This window comes from Capnocytophaga stomatis (assembly GCF_002302635.1).
In the GTDB taxonomy this organism is placed as follows: domain Bacteria; phylum Bacteroidota; class Bacteroidia; order Flavobacteriales; family Flavobacteriaceae; genus Capnocytophaga; species Capnocytophaga stomatis.
In genome coordinates, this window is sequence record NZ_CP022387.1 from 59,558 (window position 1) to 85,689 (window position 26,132).

The following is a 26,132-nucleotide window of genomic DNA, read 5'->3' on the forward strand; positions in this document are numbered from 1 at the left end:
ATAGCGTTTTTTGCTATCCTATTTTTTTAGTTTTGAAATTTTCTTAACTCCTTAAGTTGCTCTTGGTCAAATCCGTATATATCGTTTTTGATTATCAACTCTCCTTTTTCATCTACCCAAGCCGTGATATAAAGCATATTTACCAAGAACTTAGTATTCAGTGCAATACGTCTTTGATTTCTTCCTGAATTCATAGCTTCTACTACTTTTTCTCTTGTCCAATCATCTTGATTTTTCAGAAGAAGATATGCCAATTCTGCTGGCTCTTCCACACGTATGCATCCGTGACTTAAAGCTCGATTTTCTCTGGCAAATAATTTAGGAGAAGGTGTGTCGTGAAGGTAAATGCTCATATCATTTGTTAAAATAAACTTCACCAGACCTAAAGAATTTCGGGCAGAAGGAGCTTCTACAAATCTGAATTTTCGTTTGTTAATATCAGGACTTTCCCAATTAATAGTTTTTGGATCTACTTTTTTTCCATTTTCATAAAGTGTATATCCTCGTTTTTGATACTTTTCAGGGTCGGACTGTGATACTATTTGCGGAATCATCTCATTTTTTATAATACTTTGAGGAACAGTCCAAGTAGGACGGAATTCAACATATTTTAGCGTATCCACAAACACAGGTGTAGCTGTATATTCTTTCCCTACAATCACATTCATTTGATGAATCATAGAATCTTTATGGTATATGAACATTTTAAATTCAGGAATGTTTACTACAATGTAATTATCTCCTAAATCATTGTTTAACAATCGAATACGCTCCATATTAAGTTCAAGCAAATCTCGTTTCTGTGAAATGGTCATATTCAAATAGTAAAGCGTTGATTTTCCGGGAATTCCATCAGGTTTTATACCTTTGTCTTCCTGAAATTTCATCAATGCTCTTAGCAATGTGCTATCTACCTTATCTACTGAACTTTCGGGAATTGCCTCATAGCCCTTTTGTGCCAAATTATGTCGCAAATTCTCTACCGATTTGTGTTTGTAGCCTATGGAAAACTCTTTCGGTTTGAGGATTACAACTTCTGTTATTGAATCTTCTTCTGTGTTTTTCAATGCTTTATATTTCTCACTCATTCGCTTGTAGAGAGAATGTTGAGGATGAAGAGCCTCAACAATTTCCGATAATTTTTCATTATCTTTTACTTTCAGCAAAATTTCCAAATCATCTCTGTTCTTTTTTGAGCGTCTCCACACGTGCTTTCCGTGAGCTAATTTCGTGATTCTTCCACGTCCTAAATGGCTGGTTAATAGTAAGAAAGAGGAAGTAATTTCCTTATCCAACTTTTCAATTTCTGAAAGAGTAGGAGAGGAAGCGTAAAGACTATCAACGGATTGTAACAAAAGCTTATGATTATACGTTTCAGGATTTAATCCGTAATTTTCGGAATTTTCCAAGATTTTCATATACTCATAAAAAAGTTTTCCGGGCTTATTTTCGTAAAGCCAACGCGTTTGAAATCCGTTTTGTTTATAGAAATTTTTGGTGTCGGAAATCACAGATTTTCGAAGTACACTATCCTTTATAAATATCTGATTAAAAGACTTTTGCGTAGTATCAGATAAAGAAATTGTTTTAGAATTTTCATAAGTTTCCCGCTGTTTGATTTCTTCAACAAGTTCTTTTGGTGTTTGCTGATTTCCACAACTTTGTAAAACTATAAATATTCCTAAAAAGATAAGAAAATGTTTTTTCATTTTATTGAAAGTTAATAATATAAATATGCAATTTAGTTTACTTAAATAATTTCGTTTTCTTTAAAAAATAATAGTGTTTTTTCAATATATTTCTTTAAATCTTGTTTGTTTGTATCAAAATCTAAATATTCGATATATGTTTTTATGATTTCAGAATTGTAATGAATTTTTTTATTGAATATAATCAAAGTTACTATCAGTAGTTCAATAGCCAGAATTTGTTCTATATTTCTAATAACTTCATAACATTTTACGGCCGAACTTCCTCCCATTCCTTTAATATTTGTCATTTTTTCGGTGAAAATAGGACTTTCTACACTTACAGGAACTGATAATCGCTTATTTTCTGCTAAAATTCCTTCAGTTATACGCTGAAGAACAGGAAAATTTAAAAATATTGAGGAATTTTCATCATTGTTTTCGGTACTTAAAGTAGAAATTAAGTAAAAAATTCTTCTTTCAGAGATATTCCCCAAGCTCGTCAATGCAATTGAAAGAAAATCCAAACCAAGTGACAACGGTAAAGTATGCGAATTCCCTCCCAAAATAATTTGTTTCTTTTCTGGGAAAACCAAAAGATTATCAGTTGTTGAATTGATTTCCGTTTTGATAATTTTTCTCACATATGCAATTGTATCTTTCACTGCTCCGTGTACTTGTGGAATGGCACAAAAAGCCTCAGGAGCGGAAGCAGCAACAGCTTTATTCAACTCTAATTTATTGTAATCCATAAATTTACGAATGGAATCGGCTGTTTGAATTTGTCCCTTATGCGGACGTACAATTTGTACTTGTTCTGAAAAAAATAAGCTATTTACACCAAAAACTTGTACCGAAATAGATGAAATAAAATCAGATATTCTGCACAATTTCAATGATTTAATCAAATTACAAGCCCCGAAAGCAGTTGTAAGTTGTGTGCCTCCCAACAGAGCTTCTGCTTCTTTATCTCTCAATTCTATGGGTTTCCATCCAAATTTAGATTCCAGTTCACAGGCAGAAAAAACCTTTCCTTTAATTCGTACTTCTCCTTCTCCTATTAAAGGTAACGACAAGTGAGCCAGAGCAATACGGTCATCAGGATTGTTTTTAGAATACACCACAGGCAGTATGTTGTTATTAAAAAAATCAAGCAAACGCTCCACAATTTCCAAACGAACGCCACTAAATCCGTAACACAGAGACTGAATTTTTAGAAACAACATTAATTTTACCACTTCATCAGGAACGGCTTCTCCAACTCCGCTGGCATACGATTTAAGTATAAAATACTGATTATTAATATCTTTTTTTTGAGATTTGCTTAAAACTTCTTCATTCAGAAAAGCATTACATTTTTGCACATTAATTATTGCTTCTTCTGATAACTTCAGTCTGGTATCATTGATTAGCAGAGACTCAATGTGTTCCAAAATCAACACATCATTGGATATATAGTGAATCATACTTTATTCATTCCTTTTAGGTGGACAAATATATGATTTTTTTGAATATACGAAAAATTACTCATCAAGTAGGCGATAATTTTTCTTATATTATAAAGAAAAAATCTTAAAAAAGTGTAAATTTGCCTCCTTGATAATTTTACTAACTAAAAAATTGCTTATGGCAAATCAATTTCCACGCGGGCATAAAAAACTTTTAAAGGCTTGGATATTATACGATTGGGCTAATTCTGTATATAGTTTAACCATCGTTTCTGCGGTATTCCCCATTTTTTACGGATTATTATTTAAAATTGCTGATATAACTCATATTCAATTATTTGGAATTGATTTTAAAAACACGGCGGTCATTACATTTGTTACCTCGTTGGCTTTTTTGGTAGTAGTTTTGGTTTCTCCTATTTTAAGCGGAATAGCTGATTATCTGGGAAATAAGAAAACTTTTATGAAGTTTTTTTGTTATTTGGGAGCAATTTCTTGTATTGGTTTGTACTGGTTTTCTCTGGAAAGCATATATTTTGGACTTACGTGCTATTTTTTGGGAGTTGTGGGCTTTTGGGGAAGCATTGTTTTTTATAATTCCTATTTGCCTGATATTGCCTTGCCGGAACAATATGATGAAGTGAGTGCTAAAGGATTCATTATGGGGTATTTAGGATGTACTACATTACTGATTTTTAATTTGGCAATGGTGATGTATCCGGCTTTTTTTGGCATTGGAGGAGATGAAACCCAAGCTACACTTACAGCAATGAAAATTTCGTTTGTAACAGTAGGAATTTGGTGGATTGCATTCAGCCAGTATTCTTTTAGGTATTTACCTGATTTTGAAAAGGGAAGAGGAAAAATAAATAAAGATATCATTTTTAACGGATATAAAGAATTACGAGGCGTTTGGAGAAAATTAAAAGAATCTAACCGATTGAAAATGTTTCTGTTTGCATTTTTTGTATATAGTATGGGAGTGCAAACCATTATGTTAGTTGCGACTTATTTTGGTGAACAAGAAATTAAATGGAAAGGAGCCGAAGAACGTACTTTAGGACTCATAATCAGTATTTTAATCATTCAAATTGTAGCGATTTTCGGAGCCAAATTAACGGTTATAGCGGTCAAAAAAATAGGTCAAATCCCTGTACTGATTGCCTTAAATTGTATTTGGATTATCATTTGTTTGGTGGCTTATTTTATTTATCTTCCAATACATTTTTATGCCACGGCAATGCTTGTGGGAATGGTAATGGGTGGAATTCAGACACTTTCTCGCTCTACTTATTCAAATTATTTACCTGAAACAAAAGATACAACATCTTTTTTTAGTTTTTTTGACGTGGCTGAAAAAATTGGCATTGTTATTGGTATGGGAATATATGGTGCCATTGACCAATTTACCAATAATATGCGAAACTCAGTAGTTTTTTTGGTACTATTTTTTGGTTTCGGCGTATTTTTGTTATTGAAAGTTTTGAAGATGGAAAGAAGAAAAATGAAGTTAGAAAAACTTCAATCTAATTCCGATTAATTTGTGAAATTTAATCAAAATTTGAAAATCAGATTCATTTTTTGATGATTTCTAATTTGAATTATTATGAAAAAGAGAATTTTTGTTTGTTTGTTTGGATTTGTTGTCACTTTTGTTAAAGCACAAACTTTTGAAACTTCAAAAAAGGAAGTTCCCGTTGTAGTTCCGCTTGAAAATGCTCCCGAGCTGAATTCTTCTAACAATTTGTTTTCCTTGCCTTTATCTACAAAAAAAGATGAATCAGGTTCTCTGCTAAAAAAGCCGGAGAAAGAAATTAATTTCACAAAAAAAAGTGATTTAATCCGAAGAAAAGTTGATTTCAAGCCCAATTACCTAAATGATTATAAAAGAGAGGAATATGATGCTCCGAAAGGAAATCAATTTTTTGGAGATTTTGTAAGCAACGGAGGATTCGTAAACGTTTATTGCAGAGATTTTCAAGCCATTGATGGTGACCGAGTTAGCATTTTGGTTAATGACAAAGTAGAAATCCACGATATTTTGCTATTGGGTGAATATGCTGGTTTTCAAATCAATTTAAAGCCCGGTTTTAACAAAATAGAATTTTTGGCTTTAAACCAAGGAGAATCAGGACCTAACACGGCAGATTTCAGAGTTTTGGACGACAGCGGGAAAGTTATCGCTCAAAATCAATGGAATTTGGCAACAGGCTCAAAAGCTCAGTTTGTTATCATCAAAGAAGTTCAAAATCAGGAATAAGAAAAAAATTAAGTTTTTATATTATTCATTAATAAGTAGTTACACATATGGAAGCAAAGCAAGTTTTACAAGCATTTATTAATGAAATGAGAAATTTCGAGGAATTTTGGGGAGCTAATCTTCAAAGTTTCTTAAGCGACAGAAGTGAGGAAGGGTTATCGCGATTGAAAGAGAAATTGACGGAAGATAGTAATAATAATAGTAGAGCAAAAAGACTGTCCGATATAATTGATATTCAAGATAAATATTTATCAAAAAAGGCTTTATCTTTAAAACAAGATAGACGCATAACACTGACTTACCAAATTCCACCCGAATACAACCAAACCATCATATGCGAACGAAAAATTAATGATAAGAAATATGAAATTGATGTCTTAGATGATGACAATAACAAAAAGACTTATACTTTAATTTTAGAAAAAGGAGAGTGGAAAATAGACCAGATGGCGTTTATGTATTACGATAAATGGAAAAAATCACGGCAATTATTTTAAAATCTTAAAATATATTTACTTCAAATTCCAAATCTATATCAAATTTTTCTTTTACCGTATTTTTCACAAAATGAGCTACTTGAAGGATTTCCAATCCGGTGGCATTGCCATAATTCACCAAAACGAGAGCTTGTTTTTCGTGCACACCTGCGTCACCTTTTCGGTAACCTTTTAGTCCGCAAGTATCTATAAGCCAACCAGCTGGAACTTTCGTATGATTATCATCAACAGAATAGAAAGGCATTTGAGGAAATTGTTTTTGTAAAGCTTCAAACTTAGTTTTTTCTATTATCGGATTTTTGAAAAAACTTCCACTGTTTCCTATTTGCTTAGGGTCGGGAAGTTTGCTTTGTCTGATAAAAATTACAGCTTGGGAAACGTCTTTCGGGGTTGGATTTGCAATCCCTTTTTCAGTCATAACTTTTTGAATGTCACCATATTTTATATTTAAAAAATGATTTCTTTTTGTTAGCTTGAATGTTACAGATGTGATTATATAATTTCCTTTTTCTTCATTTTTAAAGACAGACTCACGATACGAAAACTTACAATCGGCATTAGTGAAAATTCTCTTTTCTTGAGTTTTTATATGGATTGCCTCACAACTTTCCATAACATCCTTAATTTCAACACCGTAAGCTCCAATGTTTTGCACCGGAGTAGTTCCAACATTCCCTGGTATAAGCGACAGATTCTCAAGTCCCCCAAAGTCTTGATTTAGTGTGTGTAATACAAATTCGTGCCAATTTTCACCAGCCTGAGCTTTAATCCAAACAAAATCATCGGTTTCTTTTTCTACAGAAATTCCCTTCAATTGTATGTAAAAAACAGGATTTTCAACATTTTTAGTCAAAAGCATATTACTTCCACCTCCCAAGACAAACGGATTTGAAAACTGTTTTAACGCTTCAATTAGCTCTTTTTCAGTTTGAATTTTAACAAATTCGCTTGATTGAACACCTATATTAAAGGTGTTGAAAGGTTTTAAAGATATTTTCTTCTCTGAAAGTATTCTTTTTGACATAATTGTATTTTTGATTGTGATTTCTTTTTTGCAAATATACAAAACGACTAAAAATTTCACGCATATTTTTCATTTTTTAATCTGTATTTGAAATAACTTTTCTGTGTTCTGAAAAAGAAAAATTTAAAATGTTAAGAATCTGTACACTTTAAGAAAAAATGTCAACTGATTTCGCATACGGATATTTCTCAAACTTGTTACTTCAAAAAAAATTACTACTTTTGTCCACAAGAAAAAATCACAATAAAATATGTTTGGAGACCTTATGGGAATGATGGGTAAATTAAAAGAAACCCAGCAAAAAATTGAAGAAACAAAACAGCGTTTAAATCACGTTTTGATAGATGAAGTTTCACCAAATGGCGAAATTAAAGTTACTGTTACAGCCAATCGGGAAATAAAATCAATTGAAATTAGTGAGAATTTGCTTTCTGATAAGGAAGAATTAGAAGATTATTTGGTTCTTACATTAAATAAAGCAATTGAAAAAACCACACAAATCAATGAAAATGAGTTGGCTGCCGTTGCTAAACAAGGAATGCCTAACATACCGGGGCTTTTTTCATAAAGGAACTTCAACTTTCATATAAAACATTACTTTCAAGATAATTAAAATTTAAGATTATGGGCAAAATAATTGCTGTTGCAAATCAAAAAGGAGGCGTGGGAAAAACCACAACTTCAGTAAATCTGGCGGCTTCTTTAGGTGTACTTGAGAAGAAAGTGTTGCTTATTGATGCTGATCCTCAAGCAAATGCCACTTCAGGATTGGGTATCGACATCGATTCGATTGAGCACGGAACTTACGAGCTTTTGGAACACACTGTGGAGGCAAAGGATATGATTATCCATACGGAATCACCAAACTTGGATTTGATTGCAGCACATATTGACTTGGTAGCTATTGAAATTGAGTTAGTTGATAAAGAACAACGCGAATTTATGCTCAAAAAAGCGTTAGAGCCCATCAAAGACCAATATGATTTTATCTTGATTGATTGTGCTCCTTCCTTGGGTTTAATTACATTGAATGCCTTGACGGCTGCAAACTCTGTTATTATTCCTATTCAATGCGAATATTTTGCTTTGGAAGGGCTTGGAAAGCTTCTGAACACTATCAAACAAGTTCAAAAAGTATTTAATCCGAATTTGGATATCGAAGGACTTCTTTTAACGATGTATGATGCTCGTTTACGTCTTTCAAATCAGGTAGTTGAGGAAGTTCAGAAGCATTTCAGTGATATGGTTTTCAAAACTATTATCCAACGAAATGTTCGCTTGAGTGAAGCTCCGAGCTTTGGTGAAACAATCATCAATTATGATGCAACCAGCAAAGGAGCCACAAATCATATTAATTTGGCACAGGAAATTATTGACAAAAATAAAGTTTAAATCACATAAATGGCTAAAGCATTCAAAAAACAAGCCTTAGGAAGAGGTGTTTCGGTTATATTCGGAAATAATCCGGACAATGATATTAATTCGGTAAAGGACAAAGACGCCGAAAAAGTAGTAGGCAACATCATTGAACTAGAGCTTGATTTTATAGAAGTAAATCCTTTTCAACCTCGTACTTCTTTTAATGAAGAAGAACTTAAAGGATTGGCTTCCTCTATTGAAGAATTAGGTGTTATTCAACCTATTACCGTTCGGAAAATTGGATTTAATAAGTTCCAATTGGTTTCCGGTGAGCGTCGTTTCAGAGCTTCGAAGTTGGCAGGATTGAAAACTATTCCCGCTTACGTTCGTATTGCTGATGATAACGAATCCCTTACAATGGCTTTGGTTGAAAATATCCAACGCCAAGATTTAGACCCAATTGAAATAGCTTTGTCTTACCAACGCTTAATTGAGGAGATTAACCTCACTCAAGACCAAATGAGTAAACGTGTTGGTAAGAAACGTTCTACAATCACTAACTATTTGAGGCTTTTAAAGTTAGCTCCTGTAATTCAAACAGGAATTCGTGACGGATTTATTTCTATGGGACACGGACGTGCCATTATCACCATCGAAAATCCTGAGCAACAGGTAGATATCTACCAACAAATTGTTTCTCAAAATTTGTCTGTTCGTGAAACGGAAGATTTAGTCCGAAGAATCCAAAACCCTGATTTAGAAACTACTGAAAACGAGATATCAGAAGGTGACACTTCTAAAAATCAGAACTTAAAAGCAGGGATTCCTTCGTACATTCAGGAAAATTTGGACAATTTCAGTCACTTTTTCGGTACGAAAGTTTCTGTAAAAGTTGCTAAAAACGGTAAAGGGACATTAACAATCCCCTTTTCTTCGGAAGAAGATTTTAAACGTATTCAAAGTCTGTTGAATAAAAATGTCTAAATCAATTGTTTTCATATTTATAATGTGGCTTAGCTTGTATGTATCGTATGCACAGCAAGGAGTTGGTGTACAAGATACATTACAAGCGAAAGCTGTAAAAAATGAATATCAAATAGCACAACAACCCACTTGGAATACAGACCCTCTTTCTCCTGCAAAGGCAGCGTTTTACTCTGCTGTTCTCCCTGGTTTGGGGCAAATTTATAACAAAAGTTATTGGAAAGTTCCTCTCGTTTATGGAGCTATCGGAACGGGAGTTTACTTTTATATCCGAAATACAAAGGAATTCAACCGATACCAAACAGCGTATAAAAGGCGAATGGCAGGGCATACCGATGATGAATTTTACGGAAATAGGAGCGATGGTCAGCCGCGTTTAAGCACCGACGGCTTGCGTAGAGCACAACAATTTTACAGAAGAAATCAGGAACTTTCCTTGCTAATTACAGCAGGTTTGTACGCACTTAACATCATCGAAGCCAATGTAGATGCACACTTAAAGCAATTCAATGTAGATGAGCGTCTTTCTGTTGAGCCTTTTTTTCAATCAAATGAGGTAAATGCAAAGCCTATGTTTGGAATAACAATGCAATATCGTTTTTAATACTTTCTTCCTCAAAGATGTAATCAACTTTAAATGTATTGTATTAAATCCCTGTCCAAATGAAATATATTTTACTTATTATCAGCTTTTTTACAATTTCTTTCATTTCTCTGGCTCAAAACAAAGAACCAAAGATTAAACGTATTGAAATCGTTTATGGAGGTGAATTCACTATTGACAATGCAAAATATCCCGGGGCTACCATCTTCAAATCGGACGGAAATAAAGTTCAATTTAGGCATCAAGGATTGGATGTTTGGTGTAATTTGGCTGTGCTTTATGAAGAAAAAAATGTTGTAATTGCTCACGGGGATGTACTTGTGCAACAAGGAGATACATTGCAAATGAATAGCCAATACATCTCTTATAATGGTAATCTGAAAACGGCTGTGGCTAAGGAAAATGTAGTTCTGAAAAACGAAACAATGACTCTTGAAACAGAAGAACTTTTTCTGGATAGAAATACGCAAGAGGCTTACTATAACAATTTCGGAAAAATCACCGACGTGGAAAATGAATTGACAAGCCAAACAGGAAAGTACTTCATTACCAAAAAGAAAAATCAATTTACCAATTCCGTAAAGATTGTCAATAAAGATTTTACAGTAGATTCACAAGTGTTGGATTATTATCATCCTACGGGAAATGCTTATTTCTACGGAGCTACAACCATTACCGGGCAGGATTATAAAGTTTACTGTGAACGAGGTTTTTACGATACACGAAAAGAAGAAGGTTACTTTATGAAAAACGCAACTATCGATTATGATTTAAAAACCTTAAAAGGAGATAGTCTGTATTTTGACAAAAAGAAAAATTTTGCTTCCGGAACAAATAATATTGTTGTGATTGACACCATCAACAATACCACAGTCAAAGGGCATTACGGCGAGATTCACAAAGCTAAAGATTCGATGTTTATCACCAAAAAGCCGGTAATTATCTCACTAATTGAAAAAGATTCAATGTATATGCACGGAAAGAAAATACTGGTTACGGGGAAAGAAAAGAATAGAACGATTCGCGTATTCCCTGACGCACGTATTTTTAAGTCGGATATGCAGGCAAAATGTGATTCCATTCATTCTGATGAACTTAGCGGGCTTACGCAACTTATCGGGAAACCTGTGGTTTGGACAGGGGAAAGCCAGATGACGGGAGACAGTATCCACCTGATAGCCAACACAAAAACAGAACAGCTGGATTCGCTTAAAGTTTTCAACAATGCGTTAGTGGTTGAAAAAGATACGCTAAGCGATGGATACAATCAAGTAAAAGGAAAGGTTTTGTATGGCAAGTTCAAGAAAAATCAACTCAAGCAAATTGATTTTCTCCAAAATACAGAGTCTATCTATTACGTTTACAACGATAAAAAAGAAATGATAGGCATCAACAAACTTACTTGTAGCCACATTAAATTGCATTTGGATGAGCAGCAACAAGTTCAGCAAGTTGTTTTTATCACGCAACCCGTAGGCGATTTATATCCGGAGGACAAACTTCACAAAAATGATCGAAAGTTTCGGGAATTTATATGGCGGGGCGATGAACGAATTGCCAGCAAAGAAGAAATTTTTAGCGAGGAAGAAAAGAAATCTCAGCCTGTTAAAATACAAGGACCTAAAGAACCGGAAGAAGTTGATTTAGAGGAAGCCAAACTAAACGCCGAGCAGGACGAAAAGGAATCTGCTGAAACTCAAAAATAGTTCGGCTGGCAATCATAAAAAGACATACGGCAAACTGAAAAAAGTTTGCCTGTAAACTGAAAACACTTTGACGCCAAAGTTAAAATACTTTACCGTCAAAGTGTTTTTACTTTTCCGTAAAGAACCAAACTGAGAAAATTATCATTTTTTATTTCTTCCCGTCAGTAAGCAAAAAAACGTACGTCAGAAAATAAATTTCTTGACGGCAAGAAAAAAATTTCCTGACGTCAAGAAATTTTCAAACGTACGTCAGGAAATTTTTAATCTCACGTATTGACATAAAAAAGCCTCCGTTAAAATTTGTAAACTTTAACGGAGGCTTTTCCTTTTTCGTATGTATATTTCTATTTTTCTTGACCTATAGCAGATTATCTTTTCTCTAATAGCACGACATTTTCCACGTGATGCGTCTGCGGAAACATATCTACGGGCTGCACTTTGGTGACTTTGTACATTGCGTCCATCAGCGCCAAATCGCGTGCCTGCGTAGCAGAATTGCAACTCACATACACCACTTTTGGCGGTGCGATGTTGAGGATTTGCTGTACCACGTCCTTGTGCATTCCGTCGCGAGGCGGGTCGGTGATAATCAGGTCAGGAGTTCCGTTTTCGGCAATAAACGCCTCATTGAAAACGTTTTTCATATCACCCACAAAAAAATCAACGTTAGTAATGTTATTGTTTTGAGCGTTGGCTTTGGCGTCTTCAATAGCTTCCGGAACTGCCTCTACGCCAACTACTTTCTTGGCTTTCTTCGCCACGAATTGAGCGATAGTACCCGTTCCGGTATAAAGGTCGTACACCAGCTCGTTTCCGGTTAGTCCGGCAAAATCTCGTGTTACTTTGTAAAGTTCGTAAGCCTGTTCGGAATTGGTTTGATAGAAGGACTTGGCGTTAATTTTGAACCGTAAACCTTCCATTTCTTCAAAGATGTAATCGCGTCCTTTGTAGCAAATAATTTCTTGGTCGTATATCGAATCGTTTGCTTTTCCGTTGATAATATATTGAAGCGATGTAATTTGCGGGAATTTTTCCGACAGGAAGTCGAGTAGCAGTCCGCGTTTGGTTTTGTTTTCCGAAAAGAATTGAATGACCACCATAAGCTCACCGGTGGAAGCAGTTCGTATCATCATCGAACGCAACAAACCCGACTGATTACGAGGGCTGTAGAAAGGCATTTCGTGTTCCAGTGCGAACTGCTTTACAGCCAAACGTATGGCGTTGGACGGGTCGGCTTGCAAATGGCATTTCTTAACGTCAAGAATTTTATCCCAAGCCCCCGAAATGTGAAAACCCAACCCGTTACGATTGTCAATATTCTCCGAATCTTTTATTTCTTCGGGCGTAAGCCAACGCGTATCGGAAAAAGAAAATTCCATTTTATTGCGATAAAAATAGATTTTTTCCGAGCCTAAAATGGACTGTATTTCAGGAAGTTCTATTTTTCCTAAACGTTTGAGATTGTTTTCAACTTCTTGCTGTTTGTAAAAAAGTTGATGTTCGTAGCTCATATTCTGCCACTTACATCCGCCACAATACCCGAAGTGTTCGCAAACGGGCACGGCACGCTTATCGGACTTCTTATGGATTTTCTTTACAAATCCTTCGTAATAAGCGGTTCTTTTTTTAGTAGTTTGTACATCTACTACATCACCCGGCACGGCATCCGTAAGGAAAATGACTCTTCCGTCAGGAGCTTTGGCTACACTTTTGCCTTTCGCACCGGCATCGATGACTTCTATATTTTCAAAAATTAAATTTTTATTTTTTCTTCCCATAATTGCGGGCAAAGATAATTCTTTATTGATAAAGAACAAAATATGCCAATCCACAGATTAACTGCGACCTATATTTTATAAGGCGAAACACAGAATTAAGAGATTTTTCAAATGCAAAATGTAACAAACATCATTCACGCTGGTTTACAATAATTTAATTATTCTGAATTTTTAAAATCCCTTTTAAAAGAGCAACTTTTTCATTTTTTTCGGTTGATTATTCAATTTTTTTATATTTTTACCAATTCAATATGGTGACAAACCAACAAAATTAATTTTAAATGAATATAGCAATTGTTTGTTATCCTACCTTTGGCGGAAGTGGGGTAGTGGCAACCGAATTAGGATTGGCTTTAGCTCGGAAAGGACATCAAGTACATTTTATAACATACAGTTACCCAGTACGTTTGGATTATCTGGAGATGAATATTCACTTTCACGAGGTACACGTTGAGGAGTATCCGTTATTTCATTATCAGCCGTACGAATTGGCGCTTTCCAGCAAAATGGTTTCTGTGATAAAAGCCTATCAAATAGATGTTTTACACGTACATTATGCCATTCCGCACGCCTATGCAGGTTATATGGCAAAGCAAATGCTGAAAAAGGAAGGGATTGAAATTCCGATGATTACAACCTTACACGGAACAGATATTACCTTAGTGGGAAATCACCCGAATTACAAACAAGCCGTGACATTTAGTATCAACGAATCGGATGTAGTTACCTCTGTATCAGAGAGTTTAAAACAAGATACATTGCGATTATTCGATATTGAAAAAGAAATTTTTGTAATTCCAAACTTTATTGATATTGAGAAAGATACACACACAGCTCCGTGCAAACGTTCGATAATGGCACAAAAAAACGAACGAATCATTACGCACATTAGTAATTTCCGCAAAGTAAAGCGAATCCCTGATGTGATTGACGTTTTTCACCAAGTGCAGCAAAAAATTCCTTCCAAGTTAATATTGGCTGGAGACGGTCCTGAAAGAGAATTTGCCGAGAATAAATGCAAACAATTAGGCATCAAAAATAAAGTGCTCTTTTTAGGAAACACGTTAGATGTAGATAGATTGCTGTGTGCTTCCGATTTATTTATATTACCTTCAGAATCAGAAAGTTTTGGTCTTTCAGCTTTGGAGGCTATGGCGTCGGGTGTACCTGTAATTTCCTCGAATGCAGGAGGTTTGCACGAAGTAAACGAAAATGGTTTTTCAGGATTTTTAAGTCCCGTTGGTGATATTAAAGATATGAGTAAAAATGCCATTTACATTTTAGAAGATGAAAATCGTTTGGCTCAGTTCAAAAGACAAGCAAAAATTTCTGCTAAAAGATTTGACGAACGCAAAATCATTCCGATGTATGAAGAACTTTATGAGAAAACTGTAAAAAATACATTAAATAAGAAGTAAATTTAACCATTCTAACTATAAAATTTATGAAAGTATCAGTAGAACTGACATTCAGTCCGTTACAAGATGATTTTGAACAACCTATCATTCACTTTATCAAAAAGTTACGAGCTTCAGGATTAAAAGTACTTGAAAATCCGTTAAGTACACAAGTTTACGGCGATTATGATAAAGTAATGCATACACTTACCGTTGAAATAAAGGAAGCGATGGAACTCGTTGAACGCGGATTGATGTATGTAAAAATTGTAAAATCAGATAGATACGACTATGAACCACATTTTTGATTGGTTTTTTGCACAATATAAAGGTGTCGAAACACATCTCGTTGTATTGGAAATCATTGGTGTTTGTTTTGGTCTTTTAAGTGTTTATTTCAGTAAAAAGCGAAATATTTGGGTGTATCCGACAGGAATTATCAGTACGGTAATTTTTGTGTATTTGCTTTGGGTTAGTCGGCTTTTCGGAGATATGCTTATCAATGCTTATTACACCATTATGAGCGTTTATGGCTGGATTCTTTGGGCAAAAAGTAGCAAAGACAACATCCATATTGAGGTTTCAAAAACTACTAAACGTGATTGGCTCATTAGCTTAGGGTTAGCCGTTTTTAGCTGGGTGTTTGTGATGGGAGTTTATCTTTTAAAACCTTACATTAATAGTGGCTTTTCACCTGATAAGATTTCTTTTGATTTCCAACATTTTACTTGGGTGGATTGGACAGATATTTTCACAACTTCCATTTTCTTAGTTGGGATGTGGCTAATGGCTAAACGGAAAATTGAAAATTGGATTTGCTGGATTATTGGAGATGTTATTTCGGTTCCGTTATATTATCATAAAGGACTTGTATTCAGTTCTTTTCAGTATTTTATTTTCACCATAATTGCAATTGCAGCTTATTTTGAATGGAAAAGAAACTTGAACAAATCAAAAGTGAAATAATCCGTGTGGCGTTTGTAGGACCTGAATGCACAGGAAAGACTACACTTAGTCAGACTCTTGCCAATGATTTCCAAACGGAATGGGTGCCCGAATTTATGCGAACGTACCTACAAAAAAAATGGGACGAAAAACGGGAGACTTGTACTTGGGACGACCTCGAACCCATTGCGTTAGGGCAAATTCTAACAGAAAATGAACTCATTCAAAAAGCAAATAAAATCATTTTTTGTGATACAAATTTGCTTGAATTAATGATTTATTCGTATATTTACTACGGAAAATGCCCAGCACAAATCAAAAAATATGCTATTGAAAATCATTATGATATCATTTTTTTGACAAATATTGATGTTCCTTGGCAGGCAGATGATTTGCGTGATAAGCCCAATGAGCGTGAATTTATGTTTTCCAAATTTAAACAAATGCTTGATGAACACAACATTAAATATGTAGTAATAACAGGCAACCTTGAAGAACGTTTAAAAACAGTGAAAGAGGTTGTTTATAAAATATTGAAAAACAATGACTAAACTTACAGCAAAAGACCAGCAATTATTGGCTAAAAAAGGAATTACGGAAGGAATGCTTGAAAGCCAATTAGAACTTTTCAAACAAGGCGTTCCTCCGATTGAATTGCAAGCTGCTGCAACTATCGGAAATGGAATTTTGTCCTTTTCAAAGGAAGAAACCGCCAAATATGCAGCTATTTATCAAAAGAAAAAGAAAGGCATTTCGATTTTGAAGTTCGTTCCTGCTTCAGGAGCTGCAACCCGAATGTTCAAATCACTTTTTGCTTTCAAAGACAATTTTAATCCTGAAAAAGAGTCGTTTAAGGCTTACATCAATCGAAAAAGTGACAAAGAAATCGAAACCTTTTTTGAAGGATTGGAAAAGTTTGCTTTTTATCCTATTTTAATGGATTACATAGCAAAAAACATTCCCGATTTTCATACTCAAAATGAAGATAATCAGAAATATACAATTGTTTCCATTTTGCTTGGTGAAAACGGACTAAACTACGGAAATTTGCCTAAAGGATTGCTTCCTTTCCACAAACATTCTGAAAAAATAGTTACGCCTTTTGAAGAGCATTTTCGCGAATCGGTGATGTACGCTTCGGGTGAAGATGTTGCTCACTTGCATTTCACTATTACTGAGCAACATACTGAAGCCTTCAACAAGGAATTGAACGAAATTAAGGATAAACTTGAAAAAAGGTACAACATCAAATTTGATGTGAATTTTTCGTATCAAAAACCAAGCACAGACACCGTTTCAGTTACTGAGGATAACGAATATTTCCGTGATGAAAACGAAAATTTATTGTTCCGTCCGTCAGGTCACGGAGCTTTGCTTGATAATCTTAACGAAGTTGATGCTGACGTAATCTTTATAAAAAACATTGATAATGTGGTAGTTAAAAAATACACAGACGAAACTGTTTTCTACAAAGAAGCATTGGCAGGGAAATTACTCGAAATTCAATCAGAAGTTTTTCATATCCTGAAACGCATTGATAATGACAAAGTTAAAAAGAAAGAAGTAAAGAAATTATTAAACTTTTTGAAAGAAATCAATATCTATGTTCCTGATTATCTGTACAAATTCAGAAGACGTTATGCTTTAGAGTTCATTCAAGAGCAGCTCAATCGTCCAATTCGTTTGTGCGGAATGGTTAAAAACGAAGGCGAACCTGGTGGAGGTCCTTTCTGGGTGAAAGATGCTAACGGAAACTTGAGTTTGCAAATTATCGAATCTGCACAGGTGGATTTAAACAATCCTGAACAGAAAGAAATTTTCCAGCAATCAACACACTTTAATCCGGTTGATTTAGTTTGTGGAACAAAAAATTTCAAAGGAGAAAAATTTGATTTACAACAATTTACAGACCCTAAACAGGCTTTCATTACTGGAAAAACATATATGGGAAAACCGCTTAAAGCTTTGGAGCGACCAGGCTTGTGGAATGGTTCGATGGCAAATTGGATAACCGTTTTTGTTGAAGTTCCGTTAATTACTTTCAATCCGGTAAAAACCGTAAACGATTTATTGAAGAAAACACATCAGTAATTATTTGATTATAAAGTGATTTGGAAATTTAAAAACTGACAAATCTTTCTGAATATGTTATTTTTTTGAATTTCCAAATCATTGATTTTTTTAAAAAAATTTTCCAAATTAATATATGTATCTGAAAAAAATTATACTTGTTGCTTCCATTATCGGACTGATTATTTTAGGTATTTTTTCCTACTTTGTGTACAATGCTGTTTTAAGCCCGAACACGAGTTTTCAAGAAAAGGAAGTGATTGTTTATATTCCTACAGGTTCCGATTTTAATGACGTAATACATAAAATGAATCCATATCTTTCTGATATAGAAACTTTTAAAAAAGTAGCTGTTCAGAAAAAATATGTTAAAAATGTGAAAGCAGGAAAATATGTTATTAAAAAAGGAAGTAATAACAATGACATTATCAACGCTTTACGAAGTAAAAACGTACCTGTGAAAGTAACTTTCAACAATCAAGACAGATTGCAAGATTTGGCAGGGCGTATCAGTCAGCAAATTGAAGCGGATAGTGTTTCTTTGCTAAAATCTTTTTTAGATGCTTCGTTTTTATCTGAAAATCAATTCAGTGAGAAAGATGCTATTGCAATGTACTTGCCTAATACTTATGAATTTTTTTGGAATACGTCAGCAGAGCAATTCAGAGACAGAATGTTAAAGGAATACAATCGTTTTTGGACAGAAGAAAGAAAACAAAAGGCTAAAAATCAGAATCTTACTCCGAAACAAGTGACTGTTTTATCATCGATAGTACAAAAAGAAACTGCTCAGGTATCAGAGCGGAGTAGGGTAGCGGGTGTTTATCTTAATCGACTGAAAACAAATATGTTACTACAAGCTGACCCAACCGTAATTTTCGCAATTAAGGAACATACAGGTAATTACGATACAATTATTAAGAGGGTTTTGAATCGAGATTTAGAAATTAATTCACCATACAACACTTACAAATATGCAGGATTGCCGCCTGCTCCCATTGCGATGCCTGATGTTTCATCAATTGAAGCCGTTTTGAATCCTGAAAAACACGATTTTTTCTACTTTGTAGCAGATATAGAAAAACCTGGGTTTCACAAATTTGCACGAAGCTATAATCAGCATCTTATCAACAGTAAAGCTTACCATCAGTGGATAAATTCGCAAGGAATCAGAAGGTAAATTTAATATAACGCATCTATAACCTTAATTTTCCATAAAATTTTGGTTATTTCATAAAAAATTAATATCTTTGAGAACTTATTATAACTTTAATTTATGACAAAAAAGAATATAACCTCCAAGCATTCGATTAATAACAAATTAAAAAGCAATGCTTTAGAAGATTACAAAATTGCCCTTATCAGTAGAGAATGTAGTAATTTGGGAAGGGTAGAGGTTCACACAGGAAAAGCTAAATTCGGTATTTTTGGTGACGGAAAAGAACTCCCACAGTTGGCGATGGCACGAGCTTTTAAAAATGGAGATTTCCGAAGCGGATACTATCGTGACCAGACTTTTATGATGGCGATAGGTGCCTTTACCATCGAGAATTTTTTTGCTGGGCTTTACGCACACGCTGACATTCAAGCCGATCCAACAAGTGCTGGAAGGCAGATGGGAGGGCATTTTTCAACACACAGTTTGGATGAAAATGGAAATTGGAACAATTTATTGAACCAGAAAAATAGTAGTAGCGACATTTCGTGTACGGCAGGGCAAATGCCTCGCTTACTCGGATTGGCTCAGGCTTCTAAAATATACAGAGAAGTTCCCGGTGTGCAAAATCATAATTTTTCTGATAACGGAAATGAAGTAGCTTGGGGAACTATCGGAAATGCAAGTACCAGTGAAGGGCATTTTTTTGAAACGATCAATGCTGCTGGCGTTATGCAAGTACCAATGGTAATGTGCGTGTGGGACGACGATTACGGAATTTCTGTTCCTGCTAAGTACCAAACTACAAAAGAAAATATATCCGAGATTTTGAAAGGATTTCAGCGTGACAAAAATTCCAATAACGGATTTGAGATTTTTGTTGTTAATGGCTGGGATTATCCTGCTTTGATTGAAACTTTTGAGAAAGCAGGGGATATTGCACGCAAAGAACACATTCCTGTACTGATTCACGTACGAGAACTGACACAGCCTCTTGGACATTCAACTTCAGGTTCGCACGAGCGTTATAAAACTAAGGAACGTCTTGAATGGGAAAAAGAGTTTGACTGTAATCGCAAAATGCGAGAGTGGATTTTAGAAAATAAGCTTGCTACAGAGCAAGAACTTACTGATTTAGAGAAAGATGTAAAAAAATTAGTCGCTAACGGAAAAAAACGAGCTTGGGAAGCTTACATAACTCCGATAAAGAACGAAAAAGATGCATTTATCAGATTAATTGATGAGATTATTAACCAAGTAAGTAGTAATAAACACGAAGTTGAAGCAATTAAAAATCAGTTAGTTAATATCACAGCTCCAATCCGTAAAGATATTATAAGTGCAGCACGGAAAATTCTTCGACACTTGCGTTATGAAGCTCCACAAGTTACCGCAAAATTACAGCAATGGATAAAAGATTATTCAGCTGAAAATCAGCCTAAATATAGCAAATATTTATACATTGAAAACGAAAGTAATCCTACTTCAGTAAAAGAAGTTCTTCCGGTTTATGATGAAAATTCAAAATTAGTAGATGCTCGTATCGTTTTACGTGAAAACTTTGACGCTTTGTTTGCCAAACACTCTAATTTACTTATTTTTGGTGAAGATACCGGAAACATAGGTGACGTAAACCAAAGTTTGGAAGGTTTGCAGAAAAAATACGGAGAAATACGAATCGCTGATGTGGGAATTCGTGAAGCAACCATCGTAGGACAGGGGATAGGTATGGCAATGAGAGGATTACGCCCTATTGCTGAAATTCAATATTTGGATTACATCCTTTATGGATTACAAACACTAAGCGATGATTTGGCTTCGTTGCATTATCGTACATTTGGACGACAAATGGCTCCGATGATTATCAGAACTCGTGGTCACCGTTTGGAAGGAATTTGGCATTCGGGTTCTCCTATGGGAGCACTACTGCACACACTCAGAGGAGTTTACATTTTAACGCCACGTAATATGACTAAAGCAGCAGGATTTTATAATACCTTATTGGAAGGAAATCAGCCTGCAGTTGTCATTGAGTGTTTAAATGGATATCGCCTTAAAGAAGAATTACCTACGAATCTTGGAGAATTTAAAACACCTATAGGAGTTGTTGAAACTGTAAAACAAGGAAAGGATATTACTTTGGTTTCTTATGGTTCAACATTGCGAATTGTACAGCAAGCTGCGGAAGAATTAGAACTATTTGGAATAAGTGCAGAAGTAATTGATGTTCAGTCACTTTTACCTTTTGACCTAAACCACGATATTGTAAAAAGTGTAGCCAAAACTAATCGACTTTTAGTTATTGATGAAGATGTTTCAGGAGGAGCTTCAGCTTATATTTTGCAGAAAATTTTAGAAGAGCAAAATGCTTATCAATATTTGGATAGTGCTCCGCAAACACTTACTGCAAAAGACCACAGAACGGCATATGGTAGTGATGGTGATTATTTCTCAAAACCAAATGCTGATGATATTTTTGAAAAAGCTTATAGCATAATGCAAGAGGCAAATCCTTCAAAATTTCCAAACTTTTTGAAATAGAATAAATTAGTCCATCTATTTATATTTACAAAACCTCTGTACAAAACATCAACAGAGGTTTTGTTTTTTTATTTTTAAAGATATTAAAAGAATTTGGTTTAATAACCCAAATCCTATTTTACATAATATAAATTATGATACAAATGTGCATTTATAAAAATAAAAAGATTTAATCTCACTAAGTTTAAAATCCTCTGTAAAATTAAATCTTTTCTATTATTTTAACTTATTTTTTTATGCTGAATTTCGGCTTGCATTAATGTTTCCAAACATCGAACGCATTACCATTTTCTCGTAAATATTAATTAATTCAGAATCAGATATTTCATTCTTAATTTTTTGTAAGGCATACTGTTGAATCGTTAGCAATGGCAAAACCATTTTTTCACGTATTTCTATAGATGCTTTTCCGCTTTGATGATTTTCCATTAATTCTGAATATCCCGTTAATTTCAATAACATTTTTTTGGTCAATTCAAATTCTTCGTAAATCAGCGTCCAAAATGCTCCAAATTCTGCATCATTACGCATATATTGAGTCAGTTTGAAATTTGATTTTGTTAAACTCATCATACTATTTTCAAGTAATGTCCTGAAAAACAATGAGTTTTTATACAAATGAATTGCCTTATCAAAATTTCCTTTTTCCTCGAGATATTTTAATGCAGTTCCTAATCCGTAAAATCCAGGAACATTCTGTTTTAACTGGCTCCAACTTCCCACAAACGGAATAGCTCTTAAATCACTGAAATTCAATCCTTCCGATTGTGAACGCTTACTCGGACGGCTTCCAATATTGGTTTTAGCATAGTACTTCAATGTGCTAACTCGCTCTAAATAAGGAATAAACATCGGATGATTTTTAAAATCGGTATAACTTTCATAGCTAACCTGAGCAAGTTCAGAAATTACTTTTTTATCTTCTTCAGTAAGTACTGTACTTTTGTTATCATTGAAAACTTTGTTATTAATTCCCGCACTGAGCAATTGTTCTAAGTTATATTGAGAAGATTCCAAAGTTCCAAAATTAGAGCTAATTGTCTGACCCTGAATAGTTAGCTGAATTTGTTCTGCCTCAATGGTATTTCCTAAAGATGCGTAAAACTGATGTGCTTTCCCGCCTCCACGTGCAGGAGGTCCTCCCCTTCCATCAAAAAATATAACCTTAACTCCATTATTTCGAGCAACTTGCGTTAAACGTTCCTTAGCCTGATAAATACTCCAATTTGCCATCAAATATCCGCCATCTTTTGTTCCATCAGAAAAACCTAACATAATGATTTGTAAATCATTACGATTTTTAAGATGTTCTTTATAGGTTGGATTTGTGTACAATTCCTGCATAACACGCTCAGCAACAGACAAATCATTAATAGTTTCAAAAAGAGGAATAACATCTACAGTTGGATTCTCCCAATCGCATAAACGAATCATTGTCAGCACTTCAAGTACATTCAAAGAACTTTGATTGTTACTAATTATGTAACGATTTGCCCCACGCTCACCATTAAGCTTTTGGATTTCTTTCACAGCATAAATACTCTCAATGGTTTGCTTGGTGAGTTCATCAGAAAAATCCTCAGAATTCAAAATTCCTTTTGCATTTTTCAAACATTCATATTTCTCACTATCAGATAATTCACCGTAATTTTCAGGGAAAATTTTTCCGTTTAAAGTTTTAGCAATATCTTTTACAACGGAATGATGCACTCGCGAATCTTGGCGAATATCAAGTGTTGCGAAGTGAAACCCAAAAATTTGTATCTTATGCAATAAATCTTCAACTTTTTCAACAAATAACGACTGATATTTCTCAACCAAAATCTGCTTAATATTTTTGAGTTTTTCAACAAATTCTTCCAATGAAATAGAATCATCTTTCTGTAAAAAACTTAAATTGTACAACTTGATTTCCAGTTCATTAACCAAAGGTTCTACTTCGGGGAAAGTAAGTCTTCTTTTAATATTTCGTAAATCTTTATAATAGTTTCGGATAACAGACCTCCTGAGGCGTTCCGCTACTTTGCGTGTAATTTCCGCAGTTACAAACGGATTCCCGTCACGGTCACCACCAGGCCAGAACCCAAGTTCAATGATTTCGTTATCTATCTTACTGTCTTTAAATATGTTATGATATATATATTTATAAATCGCCCCAACGGAATGATAAAAAATATTTTCCAAATACCATATCAAATTCACAGCTTCATCATACGGAGTTGGTTTTTCTTTTTTGAAGAAAGGAGTTTTTCCTAATTGAGCTAAAAGATTCTTAATGAGCAATATATCATCTTTTTTAATAGCCTCAGACAAATCATTTATAATTCCCAAAACAGCTCCGGGATAAAACTGCGTCGGATGGGCTGTAAGCACAGGACGCACCTTGGCATAACGCAGATATGCCTTTAATTGTTCCGTTTTTTCCTGAGATTCAGCCTTTTCTCGAACATTTCTGAGTGTACCAAGCCCGTCCATATTGTTTACAACAGCAAAGCTGGCATCTTCAATAGCGTCAAATAAAACTACCTGACGTTCAATATATTGTATAAACCGAAATAATAAATCATTTTTTTCTTTTTCAGTTGGGTTTTCTAAATATTTACGGAAAAAATTATTAACTATTTCAACTGGAGATAAGTTTTCTTCATATCCTTTACTGCACATCTCACTAAAAATAGGCAATAAAGTTCCTGTTTCCAGCACTTCCTTATAAGGAAGGGTCATTAATATACCGTTGTAAATCTGATATTTACTCAGTACATTTTCATTAAATCGTTCTAATTTGGTTTTTCTTGGCATACAAATTTGATTATTTCTTAAACATAAAAAAATCCTCTCAAAAACTTTGGGAGGATTCTACTACTTTTTATTTTTTCTTAAAAAATTATAATTCTTTAAAAACAGTACGCATCAAGCGTTTCTTATCATTGATAGTTTCCTCTAAAGAAATCATACTTTCCGTGCGTGATACTCCCTGAATATCATCAATCATATAGATAATCTCTTTTGCGTGTTTTGTATCCTTTGCACGAATTTTACAGAAAATATTATACTTACCTGTTGTTATGTGAGCAACAGTTACATAAGGAATATTAGCCAAACGCTCTAATACAAACTGAGTTTGGTGATTTTTTTCAAGAAAAATACCCACATAAGCTACAAATGTGTAGCCAAGTTTTTCATAATCAATGGTTAAAGTTGAGCCTTTAATAATTCCTGATTCCTCCATCTTACGAACACGAACGTGAACCGTACCAGCAGATATATCCAATTTCTTAGCAATATCAGTGAACGGAGTACGTGTATTCTCTATTAGCATGTCCAAAATTTGATGATCAATCTCATCCAATCTAAATCTTCCCATCGTATTATCTATTAATTACGAATGCAAAGTAAATCATTTTTTCAATATATTCAAAATAAATTCATTTTTTTTTTGTAAAAAATTATATTTATACAAATTTAGGTTCGAATTTTTTTAAATCTAATCGTTTTTCTATATCTTTTTTATCTATTTTATTTGTGAAGATTTCTGATAATTTATACTCCTTATGACCATAATAATTCGTTAAATTTCCCGCTTCAGAAATATAAGGTTCAAAATAAATTGTATTATTTTTTAAATTTTCTTTAAATAAAATACCAATATCATTTGTATTTCCATAAAAATCATCTCTTATCAAAACATCAAAAAATAGTTTTTCATTTTCCGGAATTTCAAAATAAGACTTGTATTTAGCTCCAGAAACATCATTATCAACAATGTACTTAAGTCCCTCAATCATAGCCAAGCAAATATATTTTCTGGTTTCCTCACGAAGATAGTCTGACTGATAATGTCCTGCTTCAAAAAGAATTGTTGGTATATTTATATTTGTAAAATAATCCCCTGTGCAGTTTATATTGAAACTGTCATCAAAACGTCCTACTTGATTCGGGATATACTTTTGTAACATTTCATTCATTACTGAAATTACCTCCATACTTTTTTTGCGCACATCATTTATGTCCCTACTTTCATTATACGAAGGAGCTAAAAATGATACTGTTGCCGGATTTTTTGTTTTTCCTGCTGAAAAAATGGTTCGTTGGTCGTGCAAATTAAAGCAAAAATCAGGTTTTACCAATTCATATGCTTTTCTAAGACATTTGCTTTCAGGCTGAGACAATTCAAACGCATCACGATTTAAATCCACTTCATTAGCATTTACACGTGTGTACATTTCTGCTCCATCAGGATTCAAAATTGGTATAAAAAATAATGAAATTTTATCTAAATAATCATAGTTTACTTTTGTAAAATAATTTAATACATCAAACAATGCTTTTGTTGTGGTGGACTCATTTCCGTGCATTTGCGACCACATCAGTATTTTCTTGTTTCCATTGCCTACTTGATACAAATAAATTGGCATATTATTTACTGAATTTCCTAAATATATCTGATTTTGAATGTTATAATTCTTTAAAATAGGTAAAATCATAGCAGAAGTTATATATCTTCCTAATATACTTTTTTCTTTATATAAATCGTATTCCATAAAATTAATATTGTAAATTAACTATTTTACAAAAGTTAATAAAGTTATTTTAACTGATAATTTGTTTTTTATGACACTGTTTGGATTTGTAAATTTTATTAATTACATTTGTACTTTGTTTATTTTACAATCTA

22 protein-coding genes are annotated in these 26,132 nt (G+C 33.9%); 15 read left to right on the forward strand and 7 right to left on the reverse strand.

What is annotated here, in order from left to right:
- Window positions 1-26: 26 nt before the first annotated feature.
- Window positions 27-1,709, reverse strand: a complete 1,683-nt coding sequence (locus tag CGC58_RS00270) for a L,D-transpeptidase family protein (protein ID WP_095894582.1) — start codon at window positions 1,707-1,709, stop codon at window positions 27-29.
- 41 nt (window positions 1,710-1,750) lie between these two features.
- Window positions 1,751-3,154, reverse strand: a complete 1,404-nt coding sequence (locus CGC58_RS00275; protein WP_095894583.1) for an aromatic amino acid ammonia-lyase — start codon at window positions 3,152-3,154, stop codon at window positions 1,751-1,753.
- Between the two features lie 160 nt (window positions 3,155-3,314).
- On the opposite strand from CGC58_RS00275, the gene CGC58_RS00280 reads away from it, so the two are divergent.
- The 3 genes from CGC58_RS00280 to CGC58_RS00290 all read left to right on the forward strand — a co-directional run bounded on the left by CGC58_RS00280 (window position 3,315) and on the right by CGC58_RS00290 (window position 5,893).
- Window positions 3,315-4,676 carry an MFS transporter gene (locus tag CGC58_RS00280; RefSeq protein WP_095894584.1) on the forward strand — a complete coding sequence of 454 codons (1,362 nt, stop codon included), beginning with the start codon at window positions 3,315-3,317 and terminating at the stop codon, window positions 4,674-4,676.
- A 66-nt stretch (window positions 4,677-4,742) separates the two neighbouring features.
- The gene (locus CGC58_RS00285) at window positions 4,743-5,396 is read left to right on the forward strand and encodes a hypothetical protein (protein WP_095894585.1); all 654 of its coding nucleotides are present in this window, start codon (window positions 4,743-4,745) and stop codon (window positions 5,394-5,396) included.
- Window positions 5,397-5,443: 47 nt separating this feature from the next.
- Window positions 5,444-5,893 (forward strand): NTF2 fold immunity protein, encoded by a 450-nt coding sequence (locus CGC58_RS00290; RefSeq protein ID WP_095894586.1) that lies wholly within the window; start codon window positions 5,444-5,446, stop codon window positions 5,891-5,893.
- 4 nt (window positions 5,894-5,897) lie between these two features.
- Here the strand turns inward: CGC58_RS00290 and murB are convergent, their stop codons facing one another.
- Window positions 5,898-6,917, reverse strand: a complete 1,020-nt coding sequence (gene murB / locus CGC58_RS00295) for a UDP-N-acetylmuramate dehydrogenase (RefSeq protein ID WP_095894587.1) — start codon at window positions 6,915-6,917, stop codon at window positions 5,898-5,900.
- A 250-nt stretch (window positions 6,918-7,167) separates the two neighbouring features.
- Here murB and CGC58_RS00300 point away from each other — a divergent pair, with 250 nt between their 5' ends.
- Genes CGC58_RS00300 through CGC58_RS00320 form a run of 5 tightly spaced genes read left to right on the forward strand, consistent with a single transcriptional unit; the run spans window position 7,168 to window position 11,570 of the window.
- Window positions 7,168-7,485 carry a YbaB/EbfC family nucleoid-associated protein gene (locus tag CGC58_RS00300; RefSeq protein ID WP_095894588.1) on the forward strand — a complete coding sequence of 106 codons (318 nt, stop codon included), beginning with the start codon at window positions 7,168-7,170 and terminating at the stop codon, window positions 7,483-7,485.
- A 56-nt stretch (window positions 7,486-7,541) separates the two neighbouring features.
- Window positions 7,542-8,309, forward strand: a complete 768-nt coding sequence (locus tag CGC58_RS00305) for a ParA family protein (RefSeq protein ID WP_095894589.1) — start codon at window positions 7,542-7,544, stop codon at window positions 8,307-8,309.
- 9 nt (window positions 8,310-8,318) lie between these two features.
- Entirely contained in the window at window positions 8,319-9,260 is a 942-nt protein-coding gene (locus tag CGC58_RS00310) for a ParB/RepB/Spo0J family partition protein (RefSeq protein WP_095894590.1), read from the forward strand.
- The gene (locus CGC58_RS00315) at window positions 9,253-9,864 is read left to right on the forward strand and encodes a DUF5683 domain-containing protein (protein ID WP_095894591.1); all 612 of its coding nucleotides are present in this window, start codon (window positions 9,253-9,255) and stop codon (window positions 9,862-9,864) included. The genes CGC58_RS00310 and CGC58_RS00315 overlap by 8 nt, the downstream gene beginning before the upstream one ends.
- Before the next feature lie 59 nt (window positions 9,865-9,923).
- Window positions 9,924-11,570 carry an OstA-like protein gene (locus tag CGC58_RS00320; RefSeq protein WP_095894592.1) on the forward strand — a complete coding sequence of 549 codons (1,647 nt, stop codon included), beginning with the start codon at window positions 9,924-9,926 and terminating at the stop codon, window positions 11,568-11,570.
- 368 nt (window positions 11,571-11,938) lie between these two features.
- Here CGC58_RS00320 and rlmD read toward each other — a convergent pair whose 3' ends face one another.
- Window positions 11,939-13,348 carry a 23S rRNA (uracil(1939)-C(5))-methyltransferase RlmD gene (gene rlmD, locus CGC58_RS00325; RefSeq protein ID WP_095894593.1) on the reverse strand — a complete coding sequence of 470 codons (1,410 nt, stop codon included), beginning with the start codon at window positions 13,346-13,348 and terminating at the stop codon, window positions 11,939-11,941.
- Window positions 13,349-13,629: 281 nt separating this feature from the next.
- Here rlmD and bshA point away from each other — a divergent pair, with 281 nt between their 5' ends.
- The 7 genes from bshA (at window position 13,630) to CGC58_RS00360 (ending at window position 21,457) form a co-directional block, all read left to right on the forward strand.
- Complete coding sequence (bshA, locus tag CGC58_RS00330; protein ID WP_095894594.1) at window positions 13,630-14,766, forward strand: N-acetyl-alpha-D-glucosaminyl L-malate synthase BshA; 1,137 nt, start codon at window positions 13,630-13,632, stop codon at window positions 14,764-14,766.
- A gap of 26 nt (window positions 14,767-14,792) precedes the next feature.
- On the forward strand, window positions 14,793-15,053 hold the full coding sequence (locus tag CGC58_RS00335) for a thiamine-binding protein (RefSeq protein ID WP_095894595.1): 261 nt from the start codon (window positions 14,793-14,795) through the stop codon (window positions 15,051-15,053).
- Window positions 15,037-15,711: a nicotinamide riboside transporter PnuC gene (gene pnuC, locus CGC58_RS00340; RefSeq protein ID WP_095894596.1), complete on the forward strand. Its 675-nt coding sequence runs from the start codon at window positions 15,037-15,039 to the stop codon at window positions 15,709-15,711. The genes CGC58_RS00335 and pnuC overlap by 17 nt, the downstream gene beginning before the upstream one ends.
- A complete protein-coding gene (locus tag CGC58_RS00345; protein WP_095894597.1) occupies window positions 15,675-16,241 on the forward strand; it encodes an AAA family ATPase in 567 nt (188 codons plus the stop codon). Before pnuC ends, CGC58_RS00345 begins: the two co-directional genes overlap by 37 nt.
- Window positions 16,234-17,781 carry a DUF4301 family protein gene (locus tag CGC58_RS00350; protein ID WP_095894598.1) on the forward strand — a complete coding sequence of 516 codons (1,548 nt, stop codon included), beginning with the start codon at window positions 16,234-16,236 and terminating at the stop codon, window positions 17,779-17,781. The genes CGC58_RS00345 and CGC58_RS00350 overlap by 8 nt, the downstream gene beginning before the upstream one ends.
- Before the next feature lie 115 nt (window positions 17,782-17,896).
- Window positions 17,897-18,940, forward strand: a complete 1,044-nt coding sequence (mltG, locus tag CGC58_RS00355) for an endolytic transglycosylase MltG (protein WP_095894599.1) — start codon at window positions 17,897-17,899, stop codon at window positions 18,938-18,940.
- 96 nt (window positions 18,941-19,036) lie between these two features.
- The gene (locus CGC58_RS00360; RefSeq protein WP_095894600.1) at window positions 19,037-21,457 is read left to right on the forward strand and encodes an alpha-ketoacid dehydrogenase subunit alpha/beta; all 2,421 of its coding nucleotides are present in this window, start codon (window positions 19,037-19,039) and stop codon (window positions 21,455-21,457) included.
- Between the two features lie 234 nt (window positions 21,458-21,691).
- Here the strand turns inward: CGC58_RS00360 and CGC58_RS00365 are convergent, their stop codons facing one another.
- The 3 genes from CGC58_RS00365 to CGC58_RS00375 form a co-directional block, all read right to left on the reverse strand.
- Entirely contained in the window at window positions 21,692-24,256 is a 2,565-nt protein-coding gene (locus CGC58_RS00365; protein WP_095894601.1) for a phosphoenolpyruvate carboxylase, read from the reverse strand.
- Between the two features lie 85 nt (window positions 24,257-24,341).
- On the reverse strand, window positions 24,342-24,821 hold the full coding sequence (locus CGC58_RS00370; protein ID WP_095894602.1) for an Lrp/AsnC family transcriptional regulator: 480 nt from the start codon (window positions 24,819-24,821) through the stop codon (window positions 24,342-24,344).
- 88 nt (window positions 24,822-24,909) lie between these two features.
- A complete protein-coding gene (locus tag CGC58_RS00375) occupies window positions 24,910-25,998 on the reverse strand; it encodes a M14 family metallopeptidase (protein WP_232748845.1) in 1,089 nt (362 codons plus the stop codon).
- Window positions 25,999-26,132 lie beyond the last annotated feature (134 nt).